At 69.3% G+C, this 12,543-nt stretch carries 9 protein-coding genes; 1 reads left to right on the top strand and 8 read right to left on the bottom strand.

The genetic code is table 11. The features are described 5' to 3' along the window. Positions 1-184 precede the first annotated feature (184 nt). The 8 genes from IE94_RS0121490 to eccD form a co-directional block, all read right to left on the bottom strand. Positions 185-520 carry a hypothetical protein gene (locus tag IE94_RS0121490; RefSeq protein ID WP_030186762.1) on the bottom strand — a complete coding sequence of 112 codons (336 nt, stop codon included), beginning with the start codon at positions 518-520 and terminating at the stop codon, positions 185-187. A gap of 2 nt (positions 521-522) precedes the next feature. Then, a complete protein-coding gene (locus IE94_RS0121485) occupies positions 523-1,044 on the bottom strand; it encodes a YbaB/EbfC family nucleoid-associated protein (protein ID WP_078606548.1) in 522 nt (173 codons plus the stop codon). After that, the gene (locus tag IE94_RS0121480) at positions 1,041-3,797 is read right to left on the bottom strand and encodes an AAWKG family protein (RefSeq protein ID WP_030186760.1); all 2,757 of its coding nucleotides are present in this window, start codon (positions 3,795-3,797) and stop codon (positions 1,041-1,043) included. The genes IE94_RS0121485 and IE94_RS0121480 overlap by 4 nt, the downstream gene beginning before the upstream one ends. A gap of 69 nt (positions 3,798-3,866) precedes the next feature. Then, a complete protein-coding gene (locus IE94_RS0121475) occupies positions 3,867-4,334 on the bottom strand; it encodes a type VII secretion system-associated protein (protein ID WP_030186759.1) in 468 nt (155 codons plus the stop codon). A 97-nt stretch (positions 4,335-4,431) separates the two neighbouring features. Next, a complete protein-coding gene (locus IE94_RS0121470) occupies positions 4,432-4,752 on the bottom strand; it encodes a WXG100 family type VII secretion target (protein WP_030186758.1) in 321 nt (106 codons plus the stop codon). Between the two features lie 78 nt (positions 4,753-4,830). Continuing rightward, on the bottom strand, positions 4,831-5,172 hold the full coding sequence (locus IE94_RS0121465) for a WXG100 family type VII secretion target (RefSeq protein ID WP_030186757.1): 342 nt from the start codon (positions 5,170-5,172) through the stop codon (positions 4,831-4,833). Positions 5,173-5,403: 231 nt separating this feature from the next. Further along, complete coding sequence (gene eccB / locus IE94_RS0121460; RefSeq protein WP_030186756.1) at positions 5,404-6,867, bottom strand: type VII secretion protein EccB; 1,464 nt, start codon at positions 6,865-6,867, stop codon at positions 5,404-5,406. 48 nt (positions 6,868-6,915) lie between these two features. Next, positions 6,916-8,316, bottom strand: a complete 1,401-nt coding sequence (gene eccD, locus IE94_RS0121455) for a type VII secretion integral membrane protein EccD (RefSeq protein ID WP_030186754.1) — start codon at positions 8,314-8,316, stop codon at positions 6,916-6,918. Between the two features lie 262 nt (positions 8,317-8,578). On the opposite strand from eccD, the gene IE94_RS0121450 reads away from it, so the two are divergent. Then, the gene (locus IE94_RS0121450; protein ID WP_030186752.1) at positions 8,579-12,514 is read left to right on the top strand and encodes a type VII secretion protein EccC; all 3,936 of its coding nucleotides are present in this window, start codon (positions 8,579-8,581) and stop codon (positions 12,512-12,514) included. The last annotated feature ends 29 nt before the right edge of the window (positions 12,515-12,543 follow it).

The following is a 12,543-nucleotide window of genomic DNA, read 5'->3' as shown; positions in this document are numbered from 1 at the left end:
GGCGATCTGGATGGACGTCTTCACCCGCCAGCAGACCCGACAACCTGTGCAGCCGCGCCGAAAAATCCTTGTAAGCCAGGTGACTCTGATAAGCAAGATCCTCATTGGCCTGCGGCATACGCTCACCAATGACCATAAAAAAGAGGACATTCGCCCAGTCAGGCACCTCGATCGCCATAACGGCTCAGTGCTTACCCGTCTTGCGCGACGCGTCGTTGATGGCCTCGTTGTTATCGTTCTGGGCGCGCTGAATGACATCTGCATTGACCTGCAGTGCCTTGGATATTCCACTGATGGCGAGCATGAGCGACGCGCCTGTCTCCGTGGTACCGTCGCGCTCCTTCTTGTCCCGGGGCCTCAGGTCCTTGGCCAGCGAGTCGTCCCGCCCGGGCCAGTCGAGAGTGGTGCGTGCCGAGGCCTCGAAATCGCGCACGGTGTTATCCGTGATCTCCGCGATGCTCTTCATGAGGCTCCGCCACTTCTCGATGTCCTGCACATTCGCCGAGAAAATCTCCCCCACGGCTACTCCTCCCCATCCTCGTCGATCTCGTCACGCAGCCTCGGGTTCCCCATGCGGGCCGCCGTCCCCGGGTCCTCCAGCACGCTCTTGCCGAACAGATCCGCCCAGTCGATGTTCATGCCCTCGGCAGGCATTCCCGGCAGGGGCTGCGTGAAGGGGTCCATGGTGGACATCACCTGACGCGCCATCGCGTCCCGCGCCAGGGACACCGCCTCCACCACCGAGGCGGCGAGTTCGGTGGAGCTCATGGTGCGGTACTTGTTGTCGAGGAACCGGAGTTCCAGAAGCTGCCCCTGAGGGCCCGCCGTGGCCTCCACCGTGCGGTCCCGGGACCGCGCCACATGAGTGGCTCTGCTCAGCTCCTCCTTGGCCCTGGCCATGCCGGCGGTCACCGACTCCAGGGCGGACAGCGTCTCGGCGAGGCGCGCGTTGAGCGACTCCGTAAACGGGTTCGCCGAGACGATGGCATCCGCCTCGCCGTGCGCGCCACGCCCCGGATCCTTGCCTTTCTCGATCCCGCTCATCCGATCACCGCCGGCGTCCCGCCTTCCTCAGTCCCCCACACGTCCTCTTCCTCCTCGACCCAGTTGGTGCGCTGCCGTTCACCGCTCTCGGTGGACTGACCGCCCTGCATACCGCCGCCCATCGGAGCACCGCCCATGGGCGTACTCGTGGTCGGGGTGCCGTTCTGCCGGTAGGGCATGGCCTCGCCCTCGAATCCCGGCATGACGGAGCCGCCGCGACGCGACGCGGCCATGTTGTTGGCGTCGCTCAGCACTGTACGGACACGTTCTCCGTTCGCACCACCCCCGCCGGCACCTGCCGCACCCCCGGCGCCCCCGGCACCTGCGCCGAATCCCGGGTTGAGCGGTGTGCCTCCCGCGGGTGGCTGCGAGGTGTGAGTGCCGCCCACACCGTAACCACCTGCGTTTCCGTCCAGCCTACCGCCCGTGAAAGGTGTGCTGTCGTAGTCGACGTACTCGAAGTGACCGCCGTCGTTGCGGATGCCGTCCGTGAACGCGGGGGAATTGCCGTTCAGGTGGGTGGTGCCGCCGTTGTACGACGGGTTGTGACCCAGCCCCGGCACATCGGGCACATCGGTCGGCTTGTTCAGGTGTGCGGTGCTGGTGTGGCCGTCCGGATTCGTCGTCTGGAACGTGTTGTCGGACGGGTCGAAAACCGTCTTGGTGCCGTCCGAGTACTCCGTCGTGATGGTGCCGTCGGCGTTGATTCGGGTGTGGCTGCCGTCGGGGTTCTTGACGACGTCGCCGGGGTTGAGCTGGGTCGTGGTGGTGTGGCCCTTCGGGTCGGTCGTGACGAGGGCGCCGGTGTCGGGGTTGAGCGACGTCTTCGTCCCGTCCGGATACGTCTGGACCAGGTTGCCGTCCGCGTCCAGGTGGGGGCCGGCACCGGTCGAGGGAACGTTCAGGCCGAGGGGGGACGTGCCGCCGTTCTTCGTCCCGCCGGTGAGAGAGCCGCCGTTCAGGGCCCCGCCGTTGAGGGACGGATTGAGCGGCAGGGTGACGCCCGAATTCGAGGTCGGGTCGGTCAAGTGGGTGCCGCCGCCGTTGAGGGCGTCGTTCAGGCCGCCGCCGCCGTTGAGGGCGTCGTTCAGGCCGCCACCACCGCCGTTGAGAGCGTTGTTCAGGCCGCCGTTGAGCGGCAGCGTCGTGTCACCGCCGCCGGCGTTCAGAGCACCGCCGAGTCCGCTGCCGCCACCGTTGAGGTTCAGACCGCCGCCGAGCCCGTCGGCACCCCCGTTGAGGGCCTGGAAACTGTCGCCGATGTTGTTCAGGCCGTCGTTGAAACTGTCGCCGAGTCCGTTCAGTCCGTCGTTGAGCTGGACCTGGTTCGCGTTGGCGTCCTTGAGGCCGTTGCTCAGGTTGTCGAACAGCTCCTTGTTGCCGCTGTTGGCGTCGGAGAGGTTCTTGTTGAGGTTTTCGAACGCCTTCTTCGAGTCGTCGGCGGACTTCAGCGCCTCGTCCTTGGCCTTCTTGGCCTCCTGCTTCTCGAAGGTCTGCGAGAGGCTGTTGGGGTTGCGGTCCGCGACCTCCTTGCCGAGATCGGCGGTGGCCGTGTTCCAGTTCTTGCCGAGGTTGGAGAGAGACCTTTTGGCCGCGTCGACGAGGTAGCCCTCGACATTGCGGTTCCAGCGGGCCACAGCGGTTTCGCCGATATGTTTCCAGGTGTTGATGTCGTCCAGGGCGCCGAAGCCCGGATTGTCACTGAACCCCGGGAAAGTACCGAACGTGTCGCCCTCGTCGTCCGACACATCCCACAGGTCCTCCTCACCGTCGTTGGCCTCGCTGTAGGTGACGTGTCCGTGCGGCACCTTGACGCTGACCAGCGGCACGTTGTTGGTCAGGATCCACCGGGTGAGTTCCTCCAGCTCCTCGAGCAGTGCCCGGTGCGGGTCGTGTTCCCCGGAGTTCGCCCAGTTCAGCCAGGCAGCCTGCATCTCGCGCGCCTCCCAGTGGAGGTCCCACTGGGCCTGGCGCAGTCCCGCCGCGTAGGTGGACCGGGGCTGGTAGCCGTCGAGCATGGTGAGGTCGCTCTTGTACTCCCGGCCCCCCATCTGCTCCGTGTAGCTGTCGTAGTTCTTGTAGAGCGTCTGGAAGAGGGTGCGTACGACGTCCGCGGACTCGCCCTTCCAAGCGGCCTTCTCACCCCCCAGCGAGGTGTACCAGTCCTCCAGCGGATTCATCTGTTCCCGGAAGAACTGTGCCGCACGGTCGAAGGCGGCCGCGGTCCGCTCGAAGGAGATGAGGTCGACGGAGTCCTCATCGGAGATGCTCGCGCCGTTGTACGAGAAGTCCGTCGTCTTGTACGTGTTCACCAGGGCGTCGAAGACGAATTTCGGGGCGGACACATAGCGCCACAGATCGCCGTCGTCCCACTCGTCCTTGTACTTGCCGGTGAACTTACCCCCCTCCCGGGTGGCTCCGCCGTCCGTCAGATGGCTCTTGCCGTTCGCGTCGGCCAGCGTCCCGATGAAGATGATGTCGGCCGTGAAGAGCCTCACCTTGTCGCCGCCGTGGTGCGTGTAGAAGGCCAGCCGGTAGTCCTCGCCGTGGGACGCCTGCCAGCCGGAGGAGGCGGCGTAGTCCTGCGAGTCGACCGCGCGGCCCTTGTGTTCGACAAGGTTGACCCGCATGAGCGGGATGCCTTCCTTGCTCTTCAGCTTGTCGAAAAGGGTCTTACGACTCGGCATCGAGAAACCCGTGTAGAGGCCGACCACCTGTGCCCAGTAATCGTCCGTGTCGTAATTGATGGCCATGTACGCGCTCCGCTAGGGGAAGATGGGGGACGGCAAACGGAGAGGAGAGGGCGGGCTGCGGACTGTCCCTCAGATTTTGGTGGTCGTGTCCTGCTTGGTCGGACCCATGTCGTTGTCGACGTCCTCCAGCAGCTCCAGCAGCTTCGCCGCTTCGATCTTGGTGAGGTTGTCTTCCTGGGCCGACGTCATGTGTTTCAGCGTCTGCCGGAAGTCCCGGTCGATGTCCTGGAAGATCCTCACCTGCCGTTCCAGGATCTCGTCGATCGAACCCGCCGCCTTCTTCAATGCCTCGATCAGGCCCTTCCCGTGGGTGGTGTCGTCGTTGACCATCGGGCCGAGGGCCAGGATCTGGTTCTGCCCGATCGTCTGGGGCGTGGCCTGGCCGTCGACCAGGCTCTTCAAGGCCCTGACCGGGTACTTGGTGTCGCCGGAGTCCTTGTCCCTGCGGATCTCCTCCGTCTTCGTCAAGAAGTCCTTGATGTCGTTGTCGACGAACGCCTGCAGCGACTGAGTGTCGAGGTGCGAAAGGTTCCCCATGTGGACCCTCCAGAAGTGACGGAACGCTGTACAACGTATGGGGCGTGCCGGGGGCCGGACTGCCTGGGCAGCCAGTCCGGCCCGTTGAGCACGCCGGTCAGCCCTGGACCTTGATGCCCTCCCACAGCTGGGCCAGCGACTGCTCCGTGTAGTGGTAGGTCCCAGACGCGTCCGTGAGGAGCTGCGAGTAGTCCGCGAGCAGCCTCTCCATCGCGTTTACCGCGCCGTTCCACTTCGTCTGGCAGACGGTGTACGCCTGCTTATCCTGACCCGACCAGTACTCCCTCAGCGCGCCCAGCTCCGCGTCGAGGTTGGTGAGGGTCTGGTCGATGGCTTTGGTCTGCTGGATCAGGTCATCGGCCCCGTTGTCCATGTGCGCGTAGTCGACATGGATCTGGCCGTCTTCAAATGATGGCATTGCGACCTCGTGGTGTTCGGGAGGGGGTGTGATTCAGTGGTGCGGTGAGCGGTGCCGTACGGAGCGTCTGGCCGGAGGTCAGGCACCCATCAGGGCGCTGAAGGCGGCGCCCGTCTTCTGAGAGGCGTTCCTGATGGCGTCGTTCGCCTGCTGCTGGTTCTTGTTGACTTCCTGATCGTTGGTGTTCAGGGCGTCGATCATTTCCTCCAGGCTCTTGAGGATGATGTCGCACTGTCCCTCCCACTGCGCGACGAGCTGGGTGAAGGCGTGGCCGTCACTGCCCTGGTAGCCCGTGGCAAGGTTGGCCTTGGTGGCTTCCACGTCTTGGCGGGACCTGGTGATTCCCTGCTTCGCGGCCTCCAGGGCCGTGATGCCGTTGCGTGTCGCCTGTGAATCCGCTGCGCGGAGATCGCCGGCCATGTCAGCCTCCCGTGTACTGCGTCGAGGAGTGCGCACTGCCTCGGCGCTCGTTGGTGGATGGTGTGTGCTGCGGAGCTGTGTCGACGCTCCGTGGGGGCACCCAGGAATACATGTGCCCCCACGACAGAGCGGCGACAGTGTTCTTACACGACTACCGTACCGCTTGACGTGTGAAGTATCCGGCCGCTCTCAAAGTCACATGCGGATCTGCCTGTTCAGCGCTGCCGCGCCTCAGCCACGCGGCTGCGGGCACTGCGTCTGCACCGTGGGCCGCGCGGCGCCTGACGCCGCGTCCGGGTCCAGGGCGGGCCCCGTGGGCAGCATCGAGAGCAGGGGCGAGGGCAGGGCCGTGGCGTCGCCCTCGCCGTAACCGAGGGCGCCGAGCGCCTTGGCCGTCGGGACACGAAACTTCGTACCGGTGTCGTCGACCAGGTAGGTCGTGGTGCCCATGGTGGTGCCGCCGGCGCCCAGGGCACGCACCAGCGCCGCGCGGCCGGGCCGCACCACGACCTCGTCCACCCGCAGGCAGGCCGGTGCGGCGTCGACCGACGGCTGGGCCACGGGGGTCAGTTCGTCCGTCGCCACCCGCAGCGTGGTCACCTTCGTGCCGTCGTCGCCGGGTTCCACCCCCGCGCAGGCGGACTCGCCCGGGCCGACGGCGGCAGGCTTCGGGGGCTCGGCCGGCAGGCCTCCGGGGACCGGGGCGCGGCCCTCCGCGCCCGGTGCCAGGTGCTGCTTGAGCGCGTCGGCGCTCAACACCGCGGCGCGCGGGGTCCGTCCGGCGTACGCCTTCTGCCGGGTCTTCGGATCGCCGAGGACGAGCGCGGCCTGCGTGGCGGTCACCGGCACCAGGCCCTCCTTGCGCAGCAGGTAGTAGGGGTGCTCGTCGGAGCCGGGCACCGCGGCCTGGAACACCTGGCCGATGGCGCCGGCGCCGCCGTCCAGCGAGGGGCCCGCGCCACCGCGGCCCGGTACCTCGGGGGCCACCAGGTCCGGACCGGCGACCAGCGCGTCCAGGAAGGCCGCGGAGACCGGCCGGGGGGTCACGGACCCGTAGCCGAGGGAAACGGCGGCCCCGGAGTCCTTGTCCAGACGGAGCCGGCTGCCCTGCCAGACGAGGTAGGTCGTACGGTCGGGGCCCTTCGCGACGAACGCCTCCCCGGTGCCGAACGCGGTGCCCCCGACGGGGGATCCGGCCACCAGCGTGGTGCGGGAGTCCGAGGCCCGGGCACCGACCGTCGAACAGACCAACCACGTGTCACGGTCCAGGTTGCCGGCCCGCGGGAGAGCCTCGGGGGCGCCGGGGATACCGATGGGCCGGCCCACGGGCGTGCCGTCGAGGGAGGCGGTGGCGACGGTGGAGGTGGTGAGCTTGTCACCGGCGATCAGCCGTGCGGAGGCGTAGTTGCGCACCGGCCTGAGCCGGTCCTCCACGTAGAGGTAGCGGGCGCCCGTCTCCTTGTTCACGACGAGGGTGCCCGGTGTCTTCCACGAGGTCTTGCCCCCGGGTGAGATCAGTCCGTAGACCACGGCGCCGGCGGCGATGAGCACCGTGATGAGCACCCCGATGAACACCCCGCGGGTGGTCCGGCCCAGCGGGGTCTCCGGGGCGTCGGGTTCGGCGAGGAGCATGCCGGCCGTCAGCCGGCTCATGATGAACCCGTGCGCCTGGACCTGGTCGCGCTTCGACTGCATGGTGGTGGCCTACCTCGCGGCTTTCTTCGGAATCGGCATGGGGCGCGGTCAGCCGGAGATGGCGCGCAGTTCGCCGAACACCCCGACGGCCCACAGGGTGAGCGGCAGCAGGCTGATCGCCAGCGCGGACTGGAGCAGTTCGGCGGCGCGGCCCCAGTAGGGCAGCATCCGGCGTCCGGGGACGGTCCAGGTGACGACGGCCAGGAGCGCGGCCAGGCCCAGCAGTCCGGCGACGAACAGCGGCCGGTCGCCGGGCGCGAGGTGGGCGCCGGCGCCCACGAGGACGAGGGCCGCTCCCATGGCGCCGGGGACGACCAGGACCAGCCGCTGCCACACGTTGACCATGCCGCGTCCGTGCAGGAGCAGGACCAGGGACAGCACGACGGCGATCAGCACCTCGGGGAGACTGGGGCGGTGCACCAGTGGAACCAGGCATCCGGCGCACACGACGCCGATCGCGCCGTACAGGGCGATCATCCAGCCGCTGGCCAGCTCCGTGCGCGTGGCCACCTCGGGGCCGTCGTACGGGTCGATGCCCTCCTGGAGCTGCCCGGGGTTGTTCGGCAGCGGCGGCATTCGCATGCCGGCGAGTTTGAAGGCCATGGCGGGGACGAAGCCGCCGACAACCACCAGGAAGGCGCAGACCGCGCAGGCGGCCTTGTCCACGGGGACGTCGAAGACGCTCATCAGCGCCCCGGAGACGGCGGCGGCCACGCACACCACCGCGGTGGCGAGGAAGAGCGGGGGGTAGAGGGCGACGGCGGCGAGGGCGAGTACGGCAGCGCCCGCTCCCGCGGCGCCGGCGGCCAACAGCCTTGCCCCCAGCACGTGGTAGGCGTTCGGGCCCTCGATCTGGCCGTCGGGCAGCAGCCAGCCCGCCAGCGACAGCGCGGGGACCGCCATGACGCCGAGGGCGCCCGCGGTGCCACCGTCGCCGAGGGCGCGGGCCGCCGTGGCCGCTCCGGCGAGCAGCAGCAGACCGGTGACGCCCGCGGCGGCCGCGCGGGGCGCGACGGGGCCGCCGGGCCAGGCGAGTACGCCCAGCGCGATGAGCAGGACGCAGACCAGGAAGCCGCGCAGGAGTTGCCGGCTGCGGTCAGCGGTCCAGGCGTGGAGCCGGTCCCGGGTGACGTCGGCGATGCCCTGGACGAGGTCGTCGAGGCGGACCTCGGGCATCTCCTCGGACCGGGGGCGCAGGTGGAGGACCTCGCCGTCGTGCAGGTCGAGGGCCTCCAGGGTGGCCTCCTCGTCGAGGGCGGGGCCGCCCAGGCGCTGGATTACCCAGCCGCCGTGGTCGAGGCCCTCCTCCTCCATGCCCTCCACGCAGTACCGGAGCACGGTGGGGAGGAGGTCGGCCACCGGAACGTCCACCGGGACGGCTAGGTCGATCGTCCTGGAGGGCGCCCGGACGGTGAGGCGGCACAGGCTGGCCACCGAGGTGTCGCTCATGGTCGGCACGTTCGCTTTCGCGCAAGGTGTTCAGGGCGGATGGTCGTGCGGGTGGGAGACACCTGTCAACACGGGTGTGTGTTATTCGCTGAGGTGTTCATCCGTCTATCGTGTGCAGGGTACCTCCGTCCGCCGGGCTGTTCTCACGGCCCCGCTTCTCCCGCCAACGGGCCCGGTGACACCTCACTGGCTGCCGCCCGAAGGAGCCGATGCGTTGAGTTCCGTGCTTTTTCGTCGTCCCGCGCGTCGTCGTGGACCGGACATGCCCCAGGGGGAGTTGAGCCTCCAGGAACCTCCGGTCCTCGCGGAGACGGTCCCGGACAACTCCGCGGTGTGGACCTACGCGCCGATGGCGATGATGTCCCTGTCCATGATGCTGATCTTCCTGCGTCCGGGCGGGTCGAACGGTGTCTTCGTCTACCTGTCGCTGGGTCTGATGCTGCTGGCGTCCGCCGCCATGATCATCGGCCAGTTCATGCGGCGCACCAGCGAACGCAAGCAGCGGCTGCGAGGTGAACGGCGGGACTATCTGAGGTATCTGGGGCAGATACGCAAACAGATCCGGCGCGCGGTGATCGAGCAGCAGCTGGCGCTCGCCTGGCGTCATCCGGACCCGGCGGCACTGCGCGCCCTGGTGCGCACCACCCGGCTGTGGGAACGCCGTGTCAAGGACGAGGACTTCGCCGAGGTCCGGATGGCCGTCGGCGACCAGCAGCTGGCGATGAAGCTGACCCCGCTGTCCACCAAGCCGGTCGAGGACCTCGACCCGCTCGCGGCCCATGCGCTGCGACGGTTCATCCGTGCCTACAGCACGGTGCCCGATCAGCCGGTCGCCGTCTACCTGCGTTCCTGGTCGAGGGTGCTGATGCGGGGTGACGCGGACGCACGGCGGGACCTGGTGCGCGCGATGCTGGCGCAGCTGGCCGTCTTCCACGCCCCGGAGGAGATGTGGATCGTCGTGTGCACCGCCGACGAGCACCGGCCGGCCTGGGAGTGGGTGAAGTGGCTGCCGCACGGCCAGCACCCGCAGGAGGAGGACGGGGCCGGTCCGGCGAGGATGGTGACGTCCGCGTTCAGCGACCTGGAGGACCTGCTGGGTGCCGAGTTCGGCGAGCGCCCCGCCTTCGACCCGGAGACGCCGCCCGGACGTGAGGAGCCCTACGCGGTCGTCGTCCTGGACGGGGTCACCGTGCCTTCGGGCCACCGCATGGACGGCCAGGGTTTCCGCAACGCGGTGGTCATCGACCTGGCCGACACCCTCCAGTGGCGGCCGGGGCGCAGTACGCTCCGGCTCGACGTCACGCCCGAGCGGGTCGCGCTGGTGCGCACCGACCGCGCCCGCAAGGAGCAGACGACGGACCTGGGCAGGCCCGACGCGCTCGGTCCGGTCGCGGCCGAGGCGCTGGCCAGGATGGTCGCGCCGTACCGCATGCGGCTGTCGGCTTCGGCCGCCGAGCCGCTGGACTCGGACACCGAGCTGACCACGCTGCTCGGCATCGGCGACCTCCACCGGCACGATCCGCAGACCCTGTGGGAGCGGGCGCGGGGGGCGTCGAGGCTGCGGGTGCCCGTCGCGGTCGGCGCCGACGGGCTGCCGGTGGAACTGGACATCAAGGAGTCCGCGCAGGGCGGCATGGGTCCGCACGGGATGCTGATCGGCGCCACCGGCTCGGGCAAGAGCGAGCTGCTGCGGACCCTGGTGCTGGGCCTGGCCCTGACGAACTCCTCGGAAACCCTGAACTTCGTCCTGGTGGACTTCAAGGGCGGGGCGACCTTCCTGGGCCTGGACGAACTGCCGCACACCTCGGCCGTGATCACCAACCTGTCGGACGAGGTGGCACTCGTCGCCCGCATGCAGGACGCCCTGCACGGGGAGTTGATCCGCCGCCAGGAGCTGTTGCGGGCGGCCGGCAACTACTCCTCGGCCCTGGAGTACGAGAAGGCGCGTGCCGCGGGCGCGGAACTGGCCCCGCTGCCAAGCCTGTTCGTCGTGGTCGACGAGTTCAGTGAACTCCTTTCGGCACACCGCGAGTTCATGGAGCTGTTCGTGATGATCGGCCGACTGGGGCGCTCGTTGGGCGTCCATCTGCTACTGGCCTCGCAGCGCCTGGACGAGGGGCGCATGCACCAGTTGGAGAGCCATCTGTCGTACCGGATCGGCCTGCGTACCTTCTCGGCCATGGAGAGCCGCGGTGTGCTGGGGGTGCCCGACGCCTACCAGCTCCCCTCGCAGCCCGGCAGCGGCTATCTCAAGAGCGGTGTGGAGGCCCTGACCCGATTCCGGGCGGCCTACGTCTCGGGCGAGTACCGCAGGCGGGGCGGAGCCGGCGCCCAGGCGCGGGTGGCCAGCCAGGTGGTGCCCTGGACTTCGGGGTACGTGGTGCCGCGCACGGTGCAGCCGGCCGCGCCGGAGCCGGTCGCCGAGGAGGAGCAGGACAACGGCGACACCCTGCTCTCGGTGGCGCTGGACCGGCTGCGCGACGCCGGGCCGTCGGCGCACCAGGTGTGGCTGCCCCCGCTCGACGAGCCGACCCCCCTCGACGCGCTGCTGCCGGCGCTCGGCCCCGTCCCGGGGCGCGGGTACGCGGCGTCGTCGTGGGCCGGCGCGGGCCGGCTGAAGGCACCGGTCGGCCTGGTCGACAAGCCTTTCGAGCAACGCCGTGACCCGCTCGTGGTCGACCTGTCCGGCGCGGAGGGCCACGTAGGCATCGCAGGTGGTTCGCAGAGCGGCAAGTCCACGCTGCTGCGCACCCTCATCGCCGCGCTGGCCCTCACCCACACCCCGCGCGAGGTCCAGTTCTACTGCCTGGACTTCGGCGGCGGTACGCTCTCCGGCCTGTCCGGGCTGCCGCACGTGGGCGGCGTCGCCTCCCGGCTGGACAGCGAGCGCATCAGCCGGACCGTCGCCGAGGTCACCGCGGTCCTCAATCACCGGGAGCAGTTCTTCCTGGACCACAACATCGACTCGATGGCGACCTACCGGCGGCGCCGCGCGGCCGGCGAGTTCGCGGAGGAACCTCACGGCGACGTCTTCCTCGTGGTCGACGGGTGGCAGACCCTGCGCCAGGACTTCGACCACATGGTGCCGACGTTCAACCAGTTCGCGGCCCGCGGCCTGAACTACGGCGTCCACCTGGTCGTCGCGACGGCCCGGTGGATGGAGATGACCACGCAGGTGCGCGACCAGATCGCCACCCGCCTCGAACTCAAGCTCGGCGACAACATGGACTCGGTGATCGACGTGCGGCGGGCGGCGCTGGTGCCGCGCGTCCCCGGCCGCGGACTCACGGTCGAGGGCAAGCTGCACTTCCTGTCGGCACTGCCCCGCGTCGACGGCAGTTCCTCCGCGGACGACCTCACCGAGGGCGTCGCGGACCTGGTCGAGCGGGTCGCCGCCCGCTGGGACGGCCCCGGCGCACCCGTCGTGCGCATGCTGCCCCACCGGCTTCCCGTGGCCGACCTGCCCGCGCCCGAGGGCGCCACCGGTCTGCGGATGCCGCTGGGCCTGGACGAGGAGACGCTCTCCCCCGTCTGGCACGACTTCGCACGGACCCCGCACCTGATCGCCGTCGGTGACACCGAGAGTGGCAAGACGAACCTGCTGAAGCTGGTGACGTCCGCGATCACCGCCAGGTACACCCCGCAGGAGGCCCGGATCCTGGTGGTCGACTACCGGCGCGAGCTGGTGGAGAGTGTGCCGGAGGAGTACCGACTGGGGCACGCGGTGTCCCTGTCCGCCCTGGGGGAACTGGTGGGCGGCTCCCAGCAGGCGCTGCAGACGCGACTGCCGGGAGAGGACATCAGTCCTGCCCGGATGCGGCAGGCGGACTGGTGGTCGGGGCCGCGGCTCTTCGTCCTGGTCGACGACTACGACATGCTGGGCGGCAGCAACGCCTTCGACCATCCGTTCGCGCCGCTCTTCGAGTTCCTGGCGCTCGGCCACGAGGTGGGCCTGCACGTCGTGGTCGCCCGTTCCGCCACCGGCGCCGGCCGCGCCCAGGGCGACCAGTTGCTGCGTCGCCTGATCGAGGTCAACACCCCGGGCCTGCTCATGTCCTGCCCGCCCACCGAGGGCTATGTGTTCGGCAACGTCAAGCCGCGCACCCTGCCGCCGGGACGGGCCCTGCACATCGCCCGGAACAAGGCGGCCCTGCTGCAGACGGCGGTGGTGGAGGAACCGCTGCCCGAGCAGGAGTAGGTGCCGGGACCACGTGCGCGGGGGCGGGA

The sequence above is a fragment of the Streptomyces violaceorubidus genome (assembly GCF_000717995.1).
Classification (GTDB): domain Bacteria; phylum Actinomycetota; class Actinomycetes; order Streptomycetales; family Streptomycetaceae; genus Streptomyces; species Streptomyces violaceorubidus.
Note: the sequence above shows the minus strand (reverse complement) of the source record. Positions and strands in the feature narration are given on the sequence as shown.